Below are 22060 nucleotides of genomic sequence, written 5' to 3' on the forward strand. Positions count from 1 at the left end.
GAACTCCTGAATCCGGTGCGGACTGGTGGTCTGACCGCACCGGGTAATAGGATCCCCCAGCAGCAGATTGGAATCAATCGATACTTCATGGCTGGGTCATTAATGTTGCAATGGTTGCCTCTGGCGCGGGGCCTCAGGGGGCGCCGAGATCATCCACCAGAACCACGATGAGCCGCTTGGGACCATGGACGCCATAGGCCAGGGTCTGCTCGATGTCGGCGGTCTTGCTGGGACCGGAGATCATCAGGGCATTGGGGGGCAGGCTGCGACCCCAGCCCAGGGCTTTCACGGCGGACCAGAAGCTGTCCTGGATGGTGGAAGCCCGCAGCAGGGCCAGGTGGATGGGAGGCACCAGGGAGAGCAGGCGAGGCTCTGCGGCATCGGGCATCAGCAACAGGCCCCCGGTTTCAGCCACGCCGCCCACGGTGCCGGTGAAACCGGCCTCGACGCCGTTGAAGAGCTCGTCCTTGAAGCTTTCCACGGGCCGGTCGTAGGGCATGAGCTGGGTGCCTCCAGCTCCCTGATCGGCAACCCAATCCGCGGCGAGGCGGGTGCCGGCCTCGCTGCCAGGTCCGTAGAGCAGGTTCTTCAGGCCTTCCCGCGCGCAGAAACTCTGGATCACGGCGGTCCAGTCCTCCGGAGTGGCTTCAAGGAATTCGGTGTGGACGGCCTCCATGCCTTTGCGCAGGCGTTCCATGCGCTCGCGGGCGGGCCAGTGGCGGCGCTCCAGCACGGCGAGGTCGAGGGGAGGCAGGGGGGCGCTGCCTCCCGCGGCGCGCAGGCGGCCGAGGATGGCGGCGCGGGCCGTGGAAGAGGCGGTGGAGGAGGGGGTGGTGTCAGTCATGGCGGGCTCCCTGGCGGGCTTCATTCCGCATGCGCTCTTGCAACGAATGCCGCGCGGGAACGGGGGTCGAGCGGGTGCGGGTCCAGTGCTTGATCAGGGGAGCCCCAGCTGGCAGGGCCTTGCCGAAGCGGGTGGCGAACCAAGCCGCCAGCCGGTAGAGCCGCGGCCGTTTGAGCACCCCAGCCCAGAGGCGCCAGGCCCAATCCTCCGTGCGGGTCCGGCCTGCCCCCTTGCCCGCGACCTGTGACTCCGCGTCGGTGTGGGTGGCCTCCCGGCGCAGGCGCACCAGGATCTCCGGGATGGGGATCTCCACGGGGCAGACCTCGCCGCAGGCGCCGCAGAGGCTGGAGCCGTGGATGAGATCGTGGCGCACGCCGACGCCTTCCATTTGCGGTGTGAGGATCTTGCCGATGGGACCCGGGTAGACGGCCTCGTAGGCATGGCCGCCCACGCGGGTGTAGACCGGACAGTGGTTCATGCAGGCGCCGCAGCGGATGCAGCGGAGGGTGGCCCGCAGCTGGGGATCGGCGTAGATGCGCGAACGGCCATTGTCGAGGATGACCAGATGCACTTCCTGGGGGCCGTCCTTCTCGCCCGTGCCGCGGGGAGCGGTGATCAGGTTGAAGTAGGTGCTCACCGCCTGTCCCGTGGCCGAGCGGGTGAGGATGGCGTAGAGCGGGGCCACATCCTCGAGGCGGGCCACCACCTTCTCCAGGCCCATGACGGCGATGTGGAGTGGCGGCACGTGGGTGCTCATGCGCCCGTTGCCTTCGTTCTCCACCAGGCAGAGGGTTCCGGTCTCGGCCACGGCGAAGTTCACGCCGGAAAGCCCGGCATCGGCATCGAGGAATTTCTGGCGCAGCACCTTGCGCGCCATGGCCGTGAGTTCGTCCACATCCTCGGTGTACTTCGCATCCTTGATCTTCTGGCTGAACTGGCGGGCGATCTGGTCTTTGTTCTTGTGGATGGCGGGCATGATGATGTGGCTGGGCGTTTCACCATCCAGCTGGATGATGTACTCGCCCAGATCCGATTCCAGGGCCTCGATGCCGTGCTTTTCCAGGAAGGCGTTGAGGTGCATCTCCTCCGAGACCATGCTCTTGCCCTTGACCAGGGTCTTGGCGCCCTTGGATTGGAGGATGCCCAGGATCAGCTCGTTGGCCTGCTCGCAGGTTTCCGCCCAATGCACGCGGATGCCGTTCTTCGTGCAATTGGCCTCGAATTGTTCGAGCAGATCGGGCAGGTTCAGCAGGCTGCGCGAACGGATGGCGGTGCTGAGGTCGCGCAGATCCTGCAGGTCGGCCGGATCGGGGAACTGGGCCTTGCGCTTGGCCATGAGGCCGTCCATGGCCCGGCGGAAGTTGGCTCGGAGCTGGGGATCCAGCAGGGCCTTGGCCGCGCTCTCTTGGAAGTGGACTTCGAGCTCAGCGTGCATGGGTGCGCTCCCAGAGGAACTCGGCAATGTGCTGGACGCGCAGACGGCTCTGCTTGGCTTCCAGGGTGCCGTTCACGTTGAGGAGACAGCCACCGTCCGTGGACAGCAGCACGGAGGCGCCGGTGGCTTCGGCATCGGCCGCCTTGTCGCAGGACATGGCCCCGCTGATTTCCGGCTGGCGCACGGAGAAGGTGCCCCCGAAGCCGCAGCATTCATGGGTGCGGGTCAGGGGGGCCAGCTCCACGTTGGCCAGCTGTCCGATGAGCGCCTGGGGCTCGCCCTTGAGACCCAGATCCCGCACGGCGTGACAGGAGCTGTGCCAGGTGACCTTCACCGGTTCGCCCAGGTCCTTCAGCCTCACCTCGAGGACTTCCACCAGGAATTGCGTCAGTTCGTAGACCCGGCCGCTGAAGGCGCGGACCTGGGCCTCGTCGGGCTGGCCGTGGAAGAGCTCGGGGTAGTGCTTCTTCATCATGCCGGCGCAGCTGCCCGAGGGCAGGATCACCGGCAGGTCCTCAGGAAACAGGGCTACCTGGGTGCGGGCCACGTCCCGGGCCTCCTCCCAGTAGCCGCAGTTGTAGGCGGGCTGGCCGCAACAGGTCTGTCCCTGCGGGAAGACGACCTCGACTCCGGCCGCGCGCAGGAGCTGGATGCCGGCCATGCCGGCATCGGGAAAGAACAGGTCCACCAGGCAGGTGCCGTAGAAGTAGACCTTCTTGGGCTTGGAACCGTTCACTTGGAGGCCTCCGGGCGAGTGGCGGATTCGAGCAGGTAGAGGAAGCTGCGGTACACCGACCCCGTGGAGCGGGTCATGCCCACCTCGCAGGTGCGGCTGCTGGCGTAGTAGCCATCGTAGGTCTGGCTTTTCACTTCCTTGGCTTCGTGCTTGGTGGCCGAGGCGGTCAGTTCGGCGTGGGTGAAGCCGCGGTCCCCGGCAAAGCCGCAGCAGCCCGCATCCCGGGGCACCACCACCGTGTCGGCGCAGGCCTTGGCGACGCCTTCCAGCTTGGGCAGCAGGTTCATCTTGGTGAGCGAACAGACCGGATGGAGCACCACGGAGTTCACCTTGCGGTTCACCTGAAGGCGAGGCAGGAGCACATCATAGGCGAAGGCTGTGCTGTCGATGATCTTCATCGCATCGAACTTCTGCTGGTTCTCGGGCGTGAGGTAGCCGCGGCCTGTGACCACGCCATAGGTGCAGGGGCTGGTGTCCATGACGATGGACAGGCGGCCGCCGTCGCTCCATTCCCAGAACTTCTCGATGGCCCGGTTGAGGGTGAATTGGTGGGCCAGGTCGAAGCCCTTGGAGGAGAAAGGGACGCCGCAGCAGGTGCCTTCCACATCGAGGGGGATGTAGACAGGTACGCCTGCCCGCTCGGCCAGCTTCACCAGGGCCTCCACCAGGCTCAGTTCCTCGGGCTCGCCGGGCAGGTGGCCCATCATGCGGGAGATGCAGGCGGGGAAGTAGATGGCCTGGGCCTTTTCCTTGGAGGTGACGGGCAGGGGGGCCTTGGCCGCCTTGGGCATTTCGGGGCTCCACTGATGGGAGGCGCCGAAGGCCTTCATGATGCGCGTGATGAAGGGCATGGCCTTGGGGCCGAAGAGGCTCTGCACCAGGTGCCCCGAGCGCAGGGCCACGCGCATGACCGGTTCCACAGTGGCGAAGTTCCTGGCCACGGACAGGGCGATCTTTTGGGCGCGGCGGCTGTGGCTGGCTTTGCGGAAGCGCTTGGTGAGCTGGCCCGTGTCGATGCTGACCGGGCAGGCCGTGGCGCAGAGGCCATCGGCCGCACAGGTCTCCACCGCCATGTAGTTGAAGGATTGCTTGAGGGAGTCGAGCAGGGCAGGGTTCTCCCGGTTCCCCTCCAGCCGGGCCATTTCACGGCGCACGACGATGCGCTGGCGTGGCGTGAGGGTGAGCTCGCGGCTGGGGCACTTGGGCTCGCAGTAGCCGCACTCGATGCACTTGTCGACTTCCTCCTCCACGCCGGGCATGGGCTTGAGGTCGGCCAAATGGCACTTGGGATCGGCATTCAGGATCACGCCGGGGTTGAGCAGGCGCAGGGGATCCACCAGATCCTTGAGCTGCTCCATGACGGCCTTGGCCTCAGGGCCCCACTCGGCCTCCACGAAGGGCGCCATGTTGCGGCCCGTGCCGTGCTCGGCTTTGAGGGCCCCGTCGTATTTCTTCACCACCAGCTCCACCACGTCGTCGATGAAGCGGGCATAGCGGTCCACGGCGGCCTGATCGTTGAAGGACTGGGTGATGACGAAGTGCAGGTTGCCATCCTTGGCGTGGCCGAAAATGATGGCCTCGTCGTAGCCGTGCTTGGCGAAGAGTTTCGTCAGATCCACGGCGGCGTCGGCCAGCTTATCGATGGGGAAGGCCACATCCTCGATGAGCACCGTGGTTCCGCGCTTGCGCACGGCGCCCACGGAAGGGAAGGTGCCCGAGCGGATCTTCCAGAAGAGGGCCTGCTCCACGGGATCGTGGGTGAAGCGGGCGGGCTCCAGCAGTTTGAGGTCGGCGGTGGTGGCCAGGGCGGTGCGTTCCAGGTCGGCGCGGACCGATTCATCGCGGCCATGGAATTCCACCAGCAGGGCCGCGGCGCCTTCGGGCAGGGTCTTGATGCTGGGTGGAATACCCGGCTGGTTTTCCACCGAGCGCAGCGAGGCTCGATCCAGCAGCTCCAGGGCGGCGGCGCCCGCATCCCGCAGGGGCACGATGGCGGCGCAGGCCGCATGGAGGTCGGGGAACAGGAGGAAGGCCGTCACCTTCACCGGCAGGTCCGGCACGGACTTCAGCACGGCTTCCGCAATGAAGGCCAGGGTGCCTTCGGAGCCCACCAGCAGGTTGCGGAAGATATCCACGGGCCGGTCGAAATCGATGAAGGCGTTCAGCGAATAGCCGGTGGTGTTCTTCATGCGGTACTTGGCCCGGATGCGCTCCGCCAGGGCGGGATTGGCCAGGAGATCCGCCTTCAGCTTCAACAGCCCTGCGGTCAGGGCGGGCTCGAGGGCGCGGAACTGCTCATCGGCGTTGGGTGAGGCCGTGTCGATGACGGTGCCCGAGGGCAGCACGAAGGTCAGTGAATCCAGGGTGTGGTAGGCGTTCTGGGTGACGCCGCAGCACATGCCGCTGGAATTGTTGGACAGGATGCCGCCCACGGTGCAGGTGTTGATGGAGGCCGGATCGGGGCCCATCTTGGCCTTGAAGGCCTTCAGCGCGTGATTGACATGGGCACCGATGACACCCGGTTGCACCTTCACCTTGGCGCCGCCTTCCAGCACTTGGATGCCGCGCCAGTTGCGGGCCACTTCCACGAGGATGCCATCGGAGACGGACTGGCCTGACAGGCTGGTGCCCGCGGCCCGGAAGGTCATGGGGATCTTCTCCGCATGGCTCAAACGAAAGAGCCCGCGCACATCCTCGACGCTGCCCGCGAAGGCCACCGCCTTGGGAATAAGCCGATAGAAACTGGCATCCGAGGCGAAGGCGACGAGGTCGATGGGGCGATCGAGCACCCGATCCGGGCCCACGATGGCCGAAAGGGAATCCCTCAAGGAGGCGGCGGTGGCAGTGGTCATGAGAAACATCCTCTTGGTCGTGATGAGCGCTAGAACGTCCCGCCGGCGATGATGCGGCCGGCGGGATTTGGATCATAGGGTCGGAGCCGCCAGGCCGGTTTAGTGGCCGGGGGCCGGGGCGGCAGGTGCGGCCGGGGCAGCAGGGCTGGCCCCTTCCGTTACAGTGGGAGCCTCCGGGGGCAGGCTGGGCATCCAGGTGGGCGCGATCTTCGCGAAGAAGACGATCACCAGGCCCACGAGCGCGGCCAATACGATGCTGTGCAGGAAGACGTAGCGCAGGATGTTGCCTTCCTGGCCCTGCTGTTCGGTGGCCACGGAAGCCACCACGATGCTTTGGGCGTCGATCATCTTGCCCATGACGCCACCCGAGGAATTGGCCGCGGCCGTCAGGATGGGATTGAGCCCCAGCTGGGTGGCCGTGATCTTCTGCAGGCCGCCGAACAGCACGTTGGCCGAGGTGTCGCTGCCCGTGAGGGCCACGCCCAGCCAGCCCAGCATGGCGCTGAAGAATGGGAAGATGGCGCCGGTGGCGGCGAAGGCAAGGCCGACGGTGGCGTCCAGCCCGGAGGACTTGGTGATGAAGCCGAGTGCGAGCATGGCCATGATCGTGAGGAGGGAGATCTTCACGCGTTTCAGGGTTCCCCAGAAGATCTTGATCAGGTCACCGAAGCCGAAGCCCAGGAACAGGCCGCCCAGGATGCCGGCCAGGAAGAGGCTGGTGCCGGTGGCGGACAGCCAGTTCACTGTGTAGGTGGCCGCCTCCACGGTGGGCTTGGCCACCACGGGGGGCGCCTTGATAACCATCTTGTGGAGCTTGGGAACGTCGTAGTTCTTGACGGTGTAGCCAGCGAGGAAGTTCGGGCTGGTCTTGGTGCCGCCGTTGAGGGCCGTCTTCACTTGCGGGATGCCCCACGCGAACACGAAGACAGAGAGGATGACCCAGGGCATCCAGGCGCGGAAGATCTTCTTGGTGCCGTGGTCGGGGATGGCGTCCGCGGCCTTGCCACGCTCGTGCTCGAAGCGCCAGGTGGTCTTCGGTTGCCAGAACTTGAGCAGGACGATCAGACAGACCATGGAGAAAATGGAGCTGGCGATGCTCACCACCCAGGGGCCGTGGTAGTTGCTGACCAGGTACTGGGCCAAGCCGAAGCTGACGCCCGAAACGAGGCAGGCGGGCCAGATTTCCATCATCGCCTTGCGGCCGGCCATGACCCAGATGATCCAGAAGGGAACGATGAGGCAGAAGGGCGTGAGGATGCGGCCGACGGCGGCGCTCAGTGGGCCTAGTGGCAGGCCGGTCACGGCAGCCAGCACCACGACGGGGGTTCCCAGGGCACCGAAGGCCACGGGCGCTGTATTGCCGATGAGGGCCAGACCAGCAGCCTTGAGTGGATCAAAGCCCAGGCCGATCAGCATGGCCGCTGAAATGGCCACCGGCGTGCCGAAACCCGCTGCGCCCTCGATGAAAGCACCAAAACAGAAGGCGATCATCAGGGCCTGGATGCGGCGGTCCTCGGCCAGACCGGCGATGGAGTGTTTCACGATCTCGAAGTCGCCTGATTTAGCTGAGATGTCGTAGACGAAGATCGCGTTCAAGACAATCCAGCCAATGGGCAGGAGGCCGTAGAAGGCGCCATTGACAGCGGCCATGCCGGCCATGGGCGCGGGCATGTGGTAGACGAAGATGGCCACCACCAGGGCTGTGACCAGGCCGAGAAGTGCCGCGATATGGGCCTTCACATGCATGAAGGCCAGAAGACCAAGAAGGACGACCACCGGCAAAAGCGGCCACCAGGGCCGAGAGGAATATATTCCCCATGACCGGGTTATAGATTTGGGTCCAAGGAGTCATGCGTCCTCCAAAAAGGGGGGAAAGGTGATGGGTGGATAGGTTTTGTAAAAAGAACTTGGGCGAAGGTTACAATGGGTCTAGTGGTCAGACCATACTGAAGACTCGTATTTTTGGTCACACTTTCCATGTCTCTCATTTTCAATAGTTGAATTTTCAGCCTAGAGTGAATCCATGGATTTTACGCCGATCAAGACCAAGCGCCTCTACGAAGAGATCGTTGAGCAGATCAAGACGCTCATCACCGATGGACGGCTCAAGCCTGGGGACAAGCTGCTGGCCGAGCGCGAACTGGCAGAGCAATTCCAGGTGAGCCGGGCCTCGGTACGAGAAGCCATCCGAACCCTGGAGATGCTGGGTGTCATCGATATCCGACCCGGTGAGGGGACCTTCGTGCGGGGCACGGAAACCGATGACATTATCCGGCCCCTGGCCATGTTTCTGGCCGTGGAGCGGAACTCGCTCCTCGACATGTTTGAAATGCGGCGCATCTTCGAAACGGCCACGGCCGGCCTGGCCGCCGAACGGGCCACCGAAGAGGAGTTGGACCACATCGAAGCGATGCTCGAGAAGATGCGGGAACGCCTGAATGTCCTGGACCCCGAAAAGGGCGAGGAGTTCGACGCGGCCTTCCACTACGCTGTGGCTGAGGCCACCCACAACAGCCTGCTCACGAAGCTATTCAAGACAGTGTCCGAAGAGTTCGCGAAAGCCAATTCCGTGGCCAGGCGCCAGCTGTACCACGACAATGTGCAGAATGCGCAGCGCATCATCGACCAGCATTCGGAGATCCTCGACGCGATTCGCTCACGATCTCCCAAAGTTGCGTCCAAAGCCATGCTCGCGCACCTGATCTTCGCCGAAGGAGAACTGCGCAAGTGGATTGTGTAGCCGTGCGTCACAGGCATTGACGTCGATTGCGCCGATGCCTGCAGCGATTCCGTCCTATTTGCCTATCCTGGCAAATGGTGACGCCAGCACGTCCTGTGCTGGCGCCCTTCGGGCGGAATGTCCCTGGCGAGTCATTCCGTCCTATTTGCCTATCCAGGCAAATGGTGGCCCCGGTGGGGTTCGAACCCACGACCAAGCGGTTATGAGCCGCCAGCTCTGACCGCTGAGCTACAGGGCCAGGGCCAGTGTAGCAAAGAGGATGCGAGTTGCCTGGCCGTTGCCGCTCAGAGAGAACGCCCGCCCACGGCGAAATCGAGCAATTGGAGCATTCGGTCGGCCAGGGTAGGAAGATCAGGGGATTCCAGCAAGAACTGGCGTTCCGTGGGCTCGAAATCCAAGGCCATGGCCAGGGTGTTCAATCGGTCGGTGTCTTCCAGCGGAAGGTCGAGCAACTCTTTCAACTGGGCTTCGATGCCTTCGGATGCGGCGAAAGCATCCAGAGACTCCATGAGTCGCCGCCGGTGGGGTCCGGGCCAAAGCATTGCCGAGTCGAAGGGAAGTTCTTGGTATTCCGCTTGGCGAAAGGGCTTTCCAGGGCATTCTCCCGTGATCTTGACGGTGGCCTTGCCCTGGAGCAGGAGATTCCACCTTCCACCGGTGAGAGGTTCGGCTCGCACCACTTCTGCCAGACAGCCAACATCGAAAATGGGTGCGGTTTCGCCGAGCGTACCGGGTTCGGGGGTCTGCCTCATGAGGGTGAGGATCAAGTGATGGTGAGAATTGAGAACTTCGACCGTCATCTCCTGGTACCGGGGCTCGAAGATGTAGACCGGTAGGAAGGTCTGCGGGAACAGTACCACCGAGGGCAGGGGGAATAGGGGGAGAATGGCTGGTAGCATGAACACCTTACGCCACCGCATCGGAGTCGGAACTGTGAAGGATGAGAACCAGGTCAGTCCGGCAGGAGAAGCCGGAAACGCCGTATTGGACGCGGCCAGTGCGGGCCTAGATCACCTTCGCAGGACATGGGATCCGAAAAAAACCGAGGGCTGGGTCAACATGGTGGTGGACCGCAGCGGACGGGTCATCCTCACTGGCATGGGCAAGTCGGGACTGGTGGCCCAGAAGATTGCCGCAACCCTGGCCTCCACTGGCAGTCCCAGCTTTTTCCTCCATCCCGCCGAAGCCCTGCACGGCGATCTCGGCATGGTGACCCGCGAGGATTCCATCCTTGCGCTTTCCAACAGCGGCGAAAGCGAAGAAGTGGTACGCCTGCTGCCGAGTCTCCTCCGCCTGGGCATTCCCATTGCGGCCATCACGGCCCGGCCGGATAGCAGCCTGGGCCAAGCCGCCACCTGGACCTTCGATTATCAGCTGCCCCAGGGAGAAGGCTGTCCCCTGGAACTGGCACCCATGGCCAGCACCACCCTCCAACTGGTTTGGGGCGATCTTTTGGCCGCAAGTCTGATGGCCCGGAGGGGCTTTACGCGGGACCTGTTTGCGCTCAATCATCCCGCTGGAACTCTCGGAGCTAAGCTTTTGAAAGTGGGCACCTTGATGCACAAAACTTGGCCAGTGGTTTCACCCATGGCCTCCCTGGTCGATGTCCTCAAGAAGATGACGGATGGACGGTTGGGCATGACCAGCGTCATGGCCGATGAAGCGCTTCTTGGGGTCATCACTGACGGAGATATCCGGCGCGCCCTCGGGAAGGCCGAGTCGGAAGGGCGAAATCCGTTGAACCTGACGGCCGATCAGATCATGACCAGGCACCCGGCTTCCATTGAGGAGGGAGCCTTGGCTCTGGAAGCCGCAGGCACCATGGAGAGCCGCAAGATCACCTTCCTCATGGTCACCCGAAGAGGGCAGCCATGTGGTGTGTTGCATATTCACGATTTGTTGGCATCCAAGGTGTTGTGAGCCGTGGTGAGGTTTGGCGGTTCACGATTAAGGTTACATAATATACATTATCGAAAGTTGAATTTGCGCTTCCAGGTGCCGTCTTGCTGACCCGCTATGTCCTTCGACGCTGGGCAACCCCCTTCCTGGGTGCCCTGTTGTTCTATGGGTTCCTGTTGGTTGCCTGGGAAATGGTGGTCATTTCCAGACAGATCTTCTCCGAAGGGGCTCCGCTTCGCTGGCTGGTCCCCATGCTCCTGACAACCTTGCCGGACGAGCTCGGGATGGTGCTGCCCATGGCCGCGGTCCTGGGTGGGCTGCTTGGAACGCAGCAGTTGATGGAGGGTTCGGAACTGGTGGCCGCGCAAGGGCTTGGAGCCGGCCAGCGGACCTGGATTGCCCCCTGGATCAAGATGGCGTCCTGGCTTGTCGTGCTGGCAACCCTGAATGCCCACCTGCTGGTCCCGGCTGCGGCTCGGATTCAGCAGGTGGTGCAAAGCAAGATGACCGAGGAGGCCAAGGCCCGCTTTCTGCGGCCAGGTGCACCGCCCTGGCATCCACCCGGCGCGCCGAATTCAGCCTTCTGGGTATCACCCGATGGCAAGGTCCACATCATGGAATCCACTCCTCAGGGGGTTCAGCACCTCACGGCCTCTTCCATGACCTATGCCATCGAGGCCAAACCGGACGGTTCCTCCGAGCTGCAGCTGCGTTTGAATGGGCTTCAGGGGGCGCTTTACCAGACAGCTGGGGCTGGCAGTGTGATCCATTTGAGCCAGGAGAAGCAGATCCTGAGGTTCGCCGTGCCCTCCGGCACCAGACTGCTGCCCCCAACCCCATTGCGTTATCAGAGTTCGGCGACACTCTTCCGAATCCTTCGGGAACGCCCCGGCGCCATGGAAACCCCTGAATCCAAAGAACTGAGGTTGCAGGCGGCCAAGGAATTCTCTCGGAGAACCACCCTGCCCCTGGCTGCGGCCGCCCTCCTGCTGCTGGGCATTGCCCTGGGTTTTGGGCACCCGAGGTTCTACAAGGGAGGAGCCATCATCAAAAGCTTCGGGGTCATCATCGTCTACTACCTCGTGCTTAAGTTCTTTGAAAATTTATGGGACAGCGGAAAACTGAAAACAATCATCCCGCTTCTGCTCATTCCGATCCCCTTCTTCCTGACGGGCTGGCTGCTGCTTCAGTCACGCCTGAAGCCCCACCGATCCAATCCCCTGGGCCTGAGACTTTCCTTTCTGTCTCGTCCGGTGGCGACATCCTGTCTGCCATTCCTTGCCAGGATGGGAAACATCAAGGACACCTTCACGAGCTGGATTCACGGCAAGGGCACCCAACATGGCATCCTGCGGCACTGGGCCAGCCTGGCCTGGTGGCGGAACTGGGCCTCGACGCTGGGCAGTTTGCTGGTGCTGAACCTGCTGGTCGAGTACGCCAATCTGGCGGGAGATCTTTCTAAGAATGGAGTTCATGTTCATGTCTTCATTCGATATTGGTTCTGGAACCTCCCTCCTTTCCTGGTGGTGGCACTGCCCATGGCTTTCCTCCTGGGCACCCTTCTGGCCCTGTCTGAAGCGGCCCTGAATCGGGAATGGCTGGCTCTGCGCGCCGGAGGTGTGAGCCTGGTTCGCTGGCTTTGGAGCAGCCGGTGGTCCTGGGGGGTGGTGACCTTGTTGACGCTGGTGCTTCAACTGGCCATTGCTCCAATAGCCATGGGCCGTGCAAACAGCCTTTACCGTCAAATCCTCAAGCGACCGCCCATCTCGGCAGCCGTCCATCCCTGGCTCCATCTTGGTTCCACTGGGGTGCTTTGGCACCTGCAGGGTAATGAGCGTTGGGGCTTCCCGCTCAAGGAGCCAGGAGAGGCTCCGATTTTGCTGCGCTGGCACATGGGGGATCCCTATTCCGAGGCCCTGGCCTGGGGCGGCCTTCATCTGGTTCAGGGGCCTGCGGCCGACCGGCTGTTTCCCGTACAGGCCCTGCGTAAGGCTGCCAGCGCGGAAGAAGCCCATACCACCGACCTCCTGCTCTGGCAGAAATGGGCGCCGGATCCAGAACGGGCCTACATGCTGTGGGGGCGCATTCTGGGTTGGCTCGCGGGCCCGTGCCTGGTGTTGGCCATGCTCTCCTTCGCTTTCCCGGGGCCCCGGCAGGGGCGAGGGCAGGCTCTGGGGGCCGGGCTGGTGGCAGGGCTGCTATTCCTTGGCTCCCAGACGCTCTTTGGCGGGGCAGCCAAGGCGTCGGAGATCCCCGCCTATTGGGGTGCCTTGGCGCCCCTGCTGCTCTTGCTGTCCGTGTCGCTGCTGCGGCTCCGTCGCCTGAGGACCTGACCTTGAGCCACCTTCTGGATCAAACCCTGGCCCTGCTGAGGTCCCACCCCACCCTCCGCCAGGGGGACCGGATCTTGGCTGCGATGTCGGGAGGCGTGGATAGTTCGGTCATGGCGGCCCTGCTTCACCGCGGCGGGTATGAAGTCATCGGGGTTTCCATGCAACTCTTCGACAAGAAAAGTGCTCAAACTTCTGATGGCAAATGCTGCACTTTGGATGATTTCCAGGATGCCAGAAGGGTCGCCTACGAACTGGGGTTTCCCCACTACGTCATGGATTTCGAAAGCCGATTTCGAGAGACCGTCATTGAGGGTTTCATCCAGGGGTACTTGAATGGTGAAACTCCAAGTCCTTGCATTCGATGCAATCAGCATCTCAAGTTCTCTGCTTTGATGGAGCGGGCTGATTCCATGGCGGCGCATTTCGTGGCCACTGGTCATTACTCCACCATCTCGTGGGACGGCGGAAAGTGGCAGCTTCGCAAGGCGGCCGATCCAGCGAAGGATCAAAGTTATTTCCTTTTCCACCATACCCAGGCCACCCTGCCTCGCACGCTCTTTCCGCTGGCCCACCTCTCCAAGCCAGAGGTTCGGAGACTGGGAGCGGAGTTGGGTCTCCATCTGGCCGACAAGCCTGAAAGCCAGGAAATCTGCTTTGTCACGCAGGACCGCTATGACGCCTTTCTGGCGGCGGAGGGCCGCGATCCAGGCCTGGGTGAAGGGGACATTCGCCATTTGGATGGTCGTGTTCTGGGCCAGCACCAAGGGTTCTGGCGGCACACCGTGGGACAGCGTCGGGGGCTGAGAATTGCCGCCGCGGAGCCTTTGTACGTCATCCGGGTGGAGGCTGCTTCCAACACCGTGTGGGTGGGCTCCGAATCGGACCTTATGTCCACCGATCTCGTCGCCCGCGAAATCAGCTGGGTGAACGAACCCCCAGTGGGACCCCTCGCCTGCGAAGCGCGCATCCGCAGCCGCTCCCCCGAGGCCGAGGCCCTGGTGATCCCGTTACCGGACGGCCGAGTCAAGGTGGCCTTCGCCGAATCCCAGCGGGCCATTGCCCCGGGACAAGCGGTGGTTTTCTATCGGGACGGTGAGGTTCTGGGCGGGGGCTGGATCGACAGCCGGCTGTGATCCCCGCCCGCCTCCAGGGCCGCTAGCCTTCTGTCATGAACGCTTATCGCCTTTGGGTCCAGGCCCACCCCTTTCTCTCTGCCGCCCTCCAGTTCGGCCTCCTCGGCACCCTTGGTGAAGTTGTCGCTGCCAGCCTACGGGCCCGGCGCTTCTCCCTGCCCTGCACCGTTCTCGAACTGCTCGCGAAAGTCTTTGCCTGGGCCCTGCTGGGTCTGGTCATCAAGGCCGGCTTCGTGGGCATGAAGGGGTTCACCCGCGCCTTGCTGGAGCATCACATCCTGCCCGCCTTCCTCGCCACAGGTCTGGGCTGGGCCTTTGCTTTGTCGACGCTGACCAACGTGTTCTTCGGCCCCCAGATGATGCTGTTCCATCGGTTGGAGGACAACCTCATCCTGCGTCGCCGCGGGTTTGACGGCATGGCACCTGCTATCAAGACCCTCATCTGGTTCTGGATTCCCGCGCACACGCTGACGTTCAGCCTGCCGGTGGACTTCCAGGTGGGTCTGGCGGCTCTGTGGTCTCTGGCCCTGGGGTTGATTCTGGGACTCGCCTCGGGGCGCAAGAACGCCTGATCGAGCACTACCGGATCGCCGACAAAAAAAGCCCCCTTGCGGGGGCTGTCTGGAGGCGCCGATCGGAATCGAACCGATGAATACAGGATTTGCAGTCCCGGGCCTTACCACTTGGCTACGGCGCCTTGCTGTGAAGAACTGGCTGTCAAACAATGCGGGCCGCTTGCGCGGCCCGGCAGAGTGGAGCGGGTGATGGGATTTGAACCCACGACTTCAACCTTGGCAAGGTTGCACTCTACCACTGAGTTACACCCGCGTGAGAGATCAAGATTAGCAATGGCGGGCCTTCGGGTCAACGGTCAATTTCACGGGCCCCATCCTTTGTTCCGGTTTTCCGTTGATGGCCCTCTGCGTTCGCGGCCGTCTCAGCACCACAAATCCCACACAGGCCAAAGAGCATGAGCTGGTGGCGCGTGATCTGAAAGCCAGAAAGAGCCTCCAAGTTCTTGAGCGATTCTTCGAGGCCGCAGGCATCCACTTCGGCGGTGCGTCCGCACCGTTCACACTGGAGGTGATGATGGTGGTGGCGGGAATCACAGCGTACGAACCGCATCACCTGGTCAGCGCCAAGGATGCTCTCCGCCCAGCCTTCGCGGACAAAGCGCTCCAGGTTGCGGTAGACGGTGGGCAGCCCTGATCGCCGTTCGGGCATGCGTTCCCAGATCTCCTCCACCGTCATGGGCCGGTCGGAATCCTTCAAAACCCGGAGAATGCCTTCGCGCTGGGGCGTCTGCCGCATGCCCGCGGCGCGGAGGGATGGGGTGGATGGGGGATGGGCGTTGGACACGCCCATAGAATGGCAGATTCGGGCAACATGGTGGCCATGCTCCAACGCACCCTGGGCCGGTTGGGCGCCGCAGACGCCACCGCGCCTTTTCTGCCTCTCTCCTTCCGCCTCTTTGCCACCTTCGGCCTGCTGGTGGTGCATGCCGCCCTTCCGCTGGAGGGCTTGGCCTCCGCCCCCGGGGAGCCCGTCTACCTCAGCGCCCTGGGGTTGATGCTGATGGAAGCCCTGTGGGAATCAGGCCGCGGCTTGAAGGCCTCGGGCCAGCTGTTCCCCATTCCCCGCATCGGCTGGATCCGCTGGAACCTGGCCTTGGACCTGGCGCTGGTATCCCTCATCATCGCCTACCATGGCGTGGCCCAGGAACGGTTCGCCACGCTCTACATCTTTCCTGTGCTGGCATCGGCGTTCTACCTGCGAACGGTGGAGATTGTCTGGGTGGGTGTGGCCTCTTCCATGACCCACCTGATGCTGGTGCTGGCTTTCACCCTCGGTTGGGCCCCGCCTTTTGGCCTCTCTGGGGCCATCCCCGATCCCGACCAGAGCCAGCTCTCGTTCCTCCTCGGCATTGCCTCTCTCCAGGTGTTCGCGGCAACTCTGGTCGTGGTGCTCATCCGTCGCAACCTGGAACGGCTCCGCACGGATCTGAGTGTCAGCGAAGCCGCGGTGGACGAATTGTCGGCCCTGCATCAGCGGGTGGTGGAGTCCATGACTTCCGGTTTGATCACCCTGGATTCCCAGGGCCGGATCACCTCTGCCAATCCCGCGGCAGAGGCCATTCTCGGGTGCGGAATTGCGCTGGGGAGCCCTATCCATGATGTGCTGCCCATTGGCGACGCCTCACTTCCGCAACAGGGACGTGAACACCGCTTCGAGGTGACGCTCACGAACATCGGGGCAAGCCGCCGCATAGTGGGCGGCCATCTGGCCTCCATGCGGGATGCTGCCGGGCTGGAATCGGGCCAACTGCTGCTTTTCCAGGACCTCACAGAGTTCAAGGCGCTGGAAGAACGCACCCGGATCAGCGAACGGTTGGCCGCCATCGGGCAGCTGACTGCCGGCCTGGCCCATGAACTGCGCAACCCGCTGGCCTCCATCAGCGGATGTGTGCAGCTGCTGCATCGTCCAGCTTCTCCCGAGGAGGTCCGCACCCGCGTGCTGGGCATTCTTGATCGTGAAACCCAGCGGGTGGGGGCCATCGTTTCGGACTTCCTGGACTTTGCCAAGGTCGCAGTGCCGCGCGGTTCCCGGCTGCCCCTTCCGCGCGTGCTGGAGGACATCCGCGCCAGTTGGGAGATGGACCCCCGGACCGCGGGGCTGCCTCTGCAGATGGATCCGGTCCCAAACGTCTGGATCGAGGCGGATCCCACGGGCATCCACCGGGTGATCACGAACCTCCTCAGCAACGCGAGGAAGGCCGTCAAGGAGACCTCTGCTCCGACCGTGAGGCTGTCCTGTGCCGTGACGGAGGCCGTTCTGCGCCTGTCGGTCACAGACAATGGCTGCGGCATGACGGGGGAACAGCTGGACCGCCTCTATGTGCCTTTCGCGGGCAGTTTCGAGGAGGGATCCGGGCTGGGGATGAGCCTCGTCTACAAGTTCATAGAAACCATGGGCTGGCGCATTGAGGTGGAAAGCCACCCCGGCAGCGGCACCAGCGTCCAGATCCACCTTCCCTGCCTCCGGCCGGAAGAGGCGATGGCGTCGGCGCAGGATCAGCCGTAGACTTGCCACAGCGTTCAAACTCACCACAACTTGGGCATCCACTCTTGCAGGGGCCGATGGGCACCTGCCACAGTGGATCATCCCCGATCAGCATGTCCAGTCCGCCCCTCTTCCAGGTTCGGCTGTCCAGGTTCGAACGGAGGTCGGCCAACGGCCGATGCCTTTGACATTCCCGTACCGCCCACTGGGCCAGGATTCTCCATGAACCGGAAGCTCATCCGACCAAACCTCAGTGAACTGAAGGACAAGCTCGGAATCCCCGCCAAGAGCGGCGGGGAGGCGATGACGCCCCTGCCCCCGGCCACCACCTCAAGCGGCGAGCCCAATCCGGCGGTCAACCCCGCGGCGGCCACGGCTCCCCAGGGATTGGGAAGCCCGCGCCGCAAAATCGCTCCGCCCGAGCAGACCAACGCGGAAAGTTTCTATTACCTGAAGCAGATGCAGTCGAAGACGCCCATGGTGATCGTGCTGCAGGATGACGAGAAGGTGCGTGGTGTCATCGAGTGGTACGACAAGCACTGTCTGAAGATCAATCGGGTGAAGGAACCCAACGTTCTGGTGCCCAAGCACAACATCAAATACATCTACAAGCAGGAAGAGGAACCCCGGATCCGCCGCAGCCGGACATCCAAGAAGGAAGAGCCCGTCGCGCCGACCGAGGTTGATATCGCGGTCTACGATTGAGCCAGGGACAGCTTCCCGTGAGTTCCAACCTCCGTGTGCACCTCGCCATCAGTTTGGGGGATCCCTGTGGCATCGGCCCGGAGCTGCTGCTTTCGAGCCTTGCCGTCTTGCTGGCGAGAGCCGATGTCACCGTGGTGGGGTGCCGGGCAGGTCTGGACCTTCTCGCAGACTCGCCTGGAGCGCCCGTGGCATGGCGCTGGATTGACGCACCGGAGAACGCCCCCGTGGGTTTCCACGGTCGGGCCTACCGGCTCCAGGTCAGGGCACTGGATTTGGGGCAGCCCCTGCTGGCAGAGGTGCTCTGGCTCGACCCCGCGCCTGAGATCGTCCGCGACCAGCTCTGCCTGGGCCAAGGCTCCGCTGCCTCCGGCCGGGCCACCGTGGAGGCCGTTCGCGTGGCTGCCCTCCTGACCATGGCAGGCCTGGCGGATGCCCTGGTGACGCTGCCCATGGCCAAATCCGCCGCCCATCTGGCGGGCTTCGACATCCCGGGTCATACCGAGTACCTCCAAGAACTCTCGGGCGCCCCCATGACGCGCATGGCTTTCGTGAGCCCGCGCCTCAACGTGGTGCTGCACACCGTTCATCAGAGCCTGCGTTCGGTGGTGGAAACCTTGGATGCGAACGGCGTGGCCGAAACCCTCGCCTTTTCCGCGGAACAGTTCATCCGTCTCACAGGGAAGCAGGATCTCCGTGTGGCGCTCTGCGCCCTGAATCCCCACGCCGGTGAGCATGGGGCCTTCGGCGAGGAGGAGCGTCTGCTGGAGGACGCCCTGGTGCAGGCGGAAGCGGCTTTCCTCGACTTCACGCCAAGGCCTGGCAGTCCCTTTTTCGCGAACGGCGACCCCCATCAAGACTCGGCAAAACCCCATTCTGTGGGGCAGCGGGGGCTCGAAGTCGTATCCACCGGGGGCACCGAAGAGGCGCGTCCTGCGCCGGTGTTTTTCGGCCCCCTGCCCTCGGACAGCGTTTTCCAGCGGGCCTCCAAAGGCGAGTTCGACCTGGTGGTGGCCCTGTACCACGATCAGGGGCTCATCCCCGTGAAGCTGCTGGAGCCCACCCGCGCCGTGAACCTCACGCTGGGACTGCCTTTCATCCGCACCAGCCCTGATCACGGTACCGCCTTTGACAAGGCGGGGAAGTGGGTTGGCGAAGCCGAGAACTTCCTCGAAGCCGCCGCCCTGGCGGTGCGACTGGCAGGGCGAGGACGTGAAAGCCTGTTGACCCTGCTGCCCCGAGACTGATGAGCTTGGAACGATTCTTCGGCCCTGGCTTCCACCTGGCTTCTGCAGCCAGCCATGCGGCCATGGAAGGCTTCCCACGAACGGCCCTTGCCGTCCACGAGGGACAGCCGTGCCACCTGCACGCCCACCTCCACCGGCTGCAGGAAGCCGCGGCTGCCCTCCACCATTCTGGAGATTGGGTGGAGTCGCTTGGACCGGAGATCACGGCACAGATCAGCGTCTGGATGAGCCGGTCGGATGCGGTGCCAAGCGCGGCCCTTCGTCTGGCGCTTCAGCCGGAGTTTGGTTTTCTGAGGGTGCGCCTGGAGTCCCTTCCTGGGATTTCCCAGCCCTACCTTTTGGCACCGATGCCCCATCCCCTGGCCCACCGTCAGGGCGACCCCCTGCTTCGACACAAGGGACTTGGGGGGCCCTGGAGCACGGCCGCACTCGCGGAAGCCCGCACCCTCGGGGCCGCGGACGCGCTGCTGCTCTGGGCGGACGGAACCCTGGCTGAAACCGCCATTGCCGCCGTGGGCGTGGAGCGGGATGGCGTCCTCACGGTGCCTCCTCCCGAGGGACGGGTGGCCAGTCTGGCTGAACAGCTCGATCTCCCCCATTGGGCCGCTCAGCGGGGACTGCAGGTGGAAGTGGGCCCTCTGGCCCTGCCCCAGCATGGGCAGATATGGTGCATGAACGCGCTGCGGGGCATCTGGAAGGCCCAGCTTGCGTGAATCTCCTTCATCTCGGGTTCCTGGCTTCCGGCCACCCCCTGTGGCCTTGGCTCAACTCACGCCGAGATCTGGCCTGCTACGCTTATTTCCGCATCTCATGCTGGGCCTGCCTGGCACCTTCGCCTTCTGGCGGGGTTTGATAAACACACGAACGGAGGTGGCATGTCCACGGTAGCGGTCATTCTGGCGGCGGGGCTTGGAACCCGCATGAAATCCCGGCTCCCGAAGGTCCTGCACCCCATTCTCGGCGACCCCTCCCTCCTGTGGGTGCTGCGCACCCTGCCTCAGGGCCTGGGCGGCGCCGTGGTGGTGGTTCATCACGGCAAGGAGCAGGTTGTGGCGGCCCTGGAAGCCTGGCAGAAGGCCGGGCTCCTGCCCTGCCCCGTCAGCACCGTGGACCAGGGCGAACCCCTCGGCACCGGTCATGCGGTGCAGGTGTGCATTCCGGAGCTGGATCGCCTGGGTGCCAGCCGGGTCGTCATCCTCTCCGGCGATGTCCCCCTCACCACCGCTGCCACGGTTGCCCGCCTCTGCGCGGCGGAGGCCCTGCTGCTGGCCATGGACCTGCCCACACCCGGTTCCTATGGCCGTGTGCTTCAGCATGGCGATGGGCGCTTGGCAGGCATTGTGGAGGCCAAGGATGCCACCCCCGCCCAGCTGGCGGTCCAGCGGGTGAACGGCGGCGCCTACGCCCTGCCCTGGCCCGCCCTCCGCAAGGCCCTGCTGGGCCTGACCAACGACAACGCGCAGAAGGAATATTACCTTACAGACGCGGTGGCAGCGGCGGCGGCCGAGGTGCGGGTGGCCGTGGATATTTGCGATCCGCAGGAGCTCGCCGGCATGAACTCGCGCATGGATCAGGCCGAGCTGCAGGCCTGGGCCCAGCGGCGCATCCAGAGGCACTGGATGGCCGAAGGCGTGACCTTCCTGCACCCCGACAGCATCCAGGTGGGACCACGGGTCACCCTCGACCGCGATGTGTTCCTGGAGGCGGGCGTGACTCTGGAGGGCGCGGTGCGCGTGGGCGAAGGCACCCGCATCGGTCAGGGAACGGTCATCGCGGATTCGGTGCTGGGGGCTGGGGTCGAGGTGCGCCCCTACTGCGTCATCGAGCAGGCTCAGGTGGGCAACGGCGCCAAGGTGGGCCCCTTCGCGCGGCTGCGGGAAGGCACCGACCTGGGCGAGGCGGTGCACATCGGGAATTTTGTGGAAACCAAGAAGGCGAAGCTGCACCGGGGCGCCAAGGCCAATCACCTGGCCTACCTCGGCGATGCGGAGATCGGCGAGAAGACCAACATCGGCGCGGGCGTCATCACGTGCAATTACGACGGGGTGAATAAACACAAGACGAGCATCGGCCGTAACGTCTTCGTGGGATCGGACACTCAGCTGGTGGCCCCTGTCACCATTGGCGATGGGGCGCTTATTGGCGCCGGAACCACGGTCACTGCCGATGTTCCTGGTGATGCCCTGGCCCTCAGCCGAGTGCCCCAGACCTCCAAGGAAGGTGGCGCCGCCCGCATCCGGGCCCGCCAACAGAAGAAATAACGCGACTCGGTTAAGCTGATTCTTTTGGTTCGGAGCCCCATGGTCCTGACTGCCATTGACAAGGTCGGCACGGCAGTGCTGAAGGCCACAGACACCTTTGGTGACTTTGCCGTCCTGGCCGGCCGGACCTTTGCGGCCATCTTCAAGCGGCCCTTCGACGGAAAGAGCCTGCTGAACCAGTTGCAGTCCGTGGGCGTGAATTCCATTCCCGTGGTGGTGCTCACCAGCCTCGCGGTGAGCATGGTGTTCGCCGTGCAGCTGGCCTTCGGTTTCAAGCAGTTCCAGGCCGAGGGCCTGGCCTCCCAGGTGGAGGGCCTTGCCATCATGCGGGAACTGGCCCCAGTGATCACCGGCCTCATGCTGTCCGGGCGCATCGGCTCGGCCATGGCCGCCGAGCTGGGCACCATGCAGGTCACGGAACAGATCGACGCCCTGGAATGCCTGGCCACCGACCCTATCCACTACCTCTTCGTGCCCCGGCTGCTGGCCTCCATGATGGTGGTTCCCCTGCTCACGGTGGTCTCGGTGTACGTGGGATTCTGGGGTGGGTATCTCATCCTGGTAGGTGTCGAAGGCCAGAGCGCCTTCGTCTACGGCAACGAGTTCTACAAGCTGCTGGCCTTCCGGGACCTCCGCATTGCCCTCTACAAGGCGCTGGTCTTCGGCATGATCATCGCGCTGGTGGGCTGCTGGAAGGGCTATCGCACCCAGGGCGGCGCGGAAGGCGTGGGTAATGCGCCCACCAGCAGTGTGGTGACCAGCTCGCTGTGGATTCTGATCGCAGATTTCTTCCTCACCAAACTGCTGCTGGTGTGACG

Annotated in this window: 17 protein-coding genes, 3 tRNA genes and 1 pseudogene; 11 read left to right on the forward strand and 10 right to left on the reverse strand. The window is 63.8% G+C overall.

Features of this window, described 5'->3' with window-relative positions:
* Nucleotides 1–133 precede the first annotated feature (133 nt).
* From Q9293_RS09160 to Q9293_RS09180, 5 genes and pseudogenes are all read right to left on the reverse strand, one after another.
* Nucleotides 134–844, reverse strand: coding sequence for a lactate utilization protein C (locus Q9293_RS09160; protein ID WP_306252281.1), 711 nt, complete (start codon nt 842–844; stop codon nt 134–136).
* Nucleotides 837–2279, reverse strand: a complete 1443-nt coding sequence (locus Q9293_RS09165) for a LutB/LldF family L-lactate oxidation iron-sulfur protein (RefSeq protein ID WP_306252282.1) — start codon at nt 2277–2279, stop codon at nt 837–839. The genes Q9293_RS09160 and Q9293_RS09165 overlap by 8 nt, the downstream gene beginning before the upstream one ends.
* Nucleotides 2269–3015 (reverse strand): (Fe-S)-binding protein, encoded by a 747-nt coding sequence (locus Q9293_RS09170; RefSeq protein ID WP_306252284.1) that lies wholly within the window; start codon nt 3013–3015, stop codon nt 2269–2271. Before Q9293_RS09170 ends, Q9293_RS09165 begins: the two co-directional genes overlap by 11 nt.
* Entirely contained in the window at nt 3012–5867 is a 2856-nt protein-coding gene (locus tag Q9293_RS09175) for an FAD-binding and (Fe-S)-binding domain-containing protein (RefSeq protein WP_306252286.1), read from the reverse strand. Before Q9293_RS09175 ends, Q9293_RS09170 begins: the two co-directional genes overlap by 4 nt.
* Nucleotides 5868–5966: 99 nt before the next feature.
* Nucleotides 5967–7719: pseudogene (locus Q9293_RS09180) on the reverse strand (L-lactate permease).
* Between the two features lie 171 nt (nt 7720–7890).
* On the opposite strand from Q9293_RS09180, the gene Q9293_RS09185 reads away from it, so the two are divergent.
* Entirely contained in the window at nt 7891–8607 is a 717-nt protein-coding gene (locus tag Q9293_RS09185; RefSeq protein WP_306252288.1) for a FadR/GntR family transcriptional regulator, read from the forward strand.
* Between the two features lie 162 nt (nt 8608–8769).
* Here Q9293_RS09185 and Q9293_RS09190 read toward each other — a convergent pair.
* Both Q9293_RS09190 and Q9293_RS09195 read right to left on the reverse strand, forming a co-directional pair.
* Nucleotides 8770–8845, reverse strand: a tRNA-Ile gene (locus Q9293_RS09190).
* Nucleotides 8846–8891: 46 nt separating this feature from the next.
* Nucleotides 8892–9506 (reverse strand): LON peptidase substrate-binding domain-containing protein, encoded by a 615-nt coding sequence (locus tag Q9293_RS09195; RefSeq protein ID WP_306252290.1) that lies wholly within the window; start codon nt 9504–9506, stop codon nt 8892–8894.
* On the opposite strand from Q9293_RS09195, the gene Q9293_RS09200 reads away from it, so the two are divergent.
* The 4 genes from Q9293_RS09200 (at nt 9505) to Q9293_RS09215 (ending at nt 14544) form a co-directional block, all read left to right on the forward strand.
* Nucleotides 9505–10527, forward strand: a complete 1023-nt coding sequence (locus Q9293_RS09200; RefSeq protein ID WP_306252292.1) for an SIS domain-containing protein — start codon at nt 9505–9507, stop codon at nt 10525–10527. The genes Q9293_RS09195 and Q9293_RS09200 overlap by 2 nt on opposite strands.
* Before the next feature lie 83 nt (nt 10528–10610).
* Nucleotides 10611–12839 (forward strand): LptF/LptG family permease, encoded by a 2229-nt coding sequence (locus Q9293_RS09205; protein ID WP_306252294.1) that lies wholly within the window; start codon nt 10611–10613, stop codon nt 12837–12839.
* Between the two features lie 2 nt (nt 12840–12841).
* Complete coding sequence (gene mnmA, locus Q9293_RS09210; RefSeq protein ID WP_306252296.1) at nt 12842–13972, forward strand: tRNA 2-thiouridine(34) synthase MnmA; 1131 nt, start codon at nt 12842–12844, stop codon at nt 13970–13972.
* Nucleotides 13973–14007: 35 nt separating this feature from the next.
* Complete coding sequence (locus Q9293_RS09215; protein ID WP_306252299.1) at nt 14008–14544, forward strand: hypothetical protein; 537 nt, start codon at nt 14008–14010, stop codon at nt 14542–14544.
* Nucleotides 14545–14594: 50 nt separating this feature from the next.
* On the opposite strand, the gene Q9293_RS09220 is transcribed toward Q9293_RS09215, so the two are convergent.
* The 3 genes from Q9293_RS09220 to Q9293_RS09230 all read right to left on the reverse strand — a co-directional run bounded on the left by Q9293_RS09220 (nt 14595) and on the right by Q9293_RS09230 (nt 15337).
* Nucleotides 14595–14669: transfer RNA gene (locus Q9293_RS09220), tRNA-Cys, on the reverse strand.
* Nucleotides 14670–14725: 56 nt separating this feature from the next.
* Nucleotides 14726–14800, reverse strand: a tRNA-Gly gene (locus Q9293_RS09225).
* A 36-nt stretch (nt 14801–14836) separates the two neighbouring features.
* Nucleotides 14837–15337, reverse strand: coding sequence for a Fur family transcriptional regulator (locus tag Q9293_RS09230; RefSeq protein ID WP_306252300.1), 501 nt, complete (start codon nt 15335–15337; stop codon nt 14837–14839).
* 30 nt (nt 15338–15367) lie between these two features.
* On the opposite strand from Q9293_RS09230, the gene Q9293_RS09235 reads away from it, so the two are divergent.
* The 6 genes from Q9293_RS09235 (at nt 15368) to Q9293_RS09260 (ending at nt 22058) form a co-directional block, all read left to right on the forward strand.
* A complete protein-coding gene (locus tag Q9293_RS09235; RefSeq protein ID WP_306252302.1) occupies nt 15368–17053 on the forward strand; it encodes a nitrogen regulation protein NR(II) in 1686 nt (561 codons plus the stop codon).
* 201 nt (nt 17054–17254) lie between these two features.
* Nucleotides 17255–17737: an LSm family protein gene (locus tag Q9293_RS09240; protein WP_306252305.1), complete on the forward strand. Its 483-nt coding sequence runs from the start codon at nt 17255–17257 to the stop codon at nt 17735–17737.
* Nucleotides 17738–17922: 185 nt separating this feature from the next.
* A complete protein-coding gene (locus Q9293_RS09245; protein WP_306252307.1) occupies nt 17923–18981 on the forward strand; it encodes a PdxA family protein in 1059 nt (352 codons plus the stop codon).
* Nucleotides 18981–19694, forward strand: a complete 714-nt coding sequence (locus tag Q9293_RS09250) for an aminotransferase class IV (protein WP_306252310.1) — start codon at nt 18981–18983, stop codon at nt 19692–19694. The genes Q9293_RS09245 and Q9293_RS09250 overlap by 1 nt, the downstream gene beginning before the upstream one ends.
* Nucleotides 19695–19856: 162 nt before the next feature.
* Nucleotides 19857–21242 carry a bifunctional UDP-N-acetylglucosamine diphosphorylase/glucosamine-1-phosphate N-acetyltransferase GlmU gene (gene glmU, locus Q9293_RS09255; protein ID WP_306252312.1) on the forward strand — a complete coding sequence of 462 codons (1386 nt, stop codon included), beginning with the start codon at nt 19857–19859 and terminating at the stop codon, nt 21240–21242.
* A 39-nt stretch (nt 21243–21281) separates the two neighbouring features.
* Nucleotides 21282–22058, forward strand: a complete 777-nt coding sequence (locus Q9293_RS09260) for an ABC transporter permease (RefSeq protein WP_306252315.1) — start codon at nt 21282–21284, stop codon at nt 22056–22058.
* The last annotated feature ends 2 nt before the right edge of the window (nt 22059–22060 follow it).

It is taken from the genome of Geothrix sp. PMB-07 (assembly GCF_030758935.1).
Classification (GTDB): Bacteria; Acidobacteriota; Holophagae; order Holophagales; family Holophagaceae; genus Geothrix.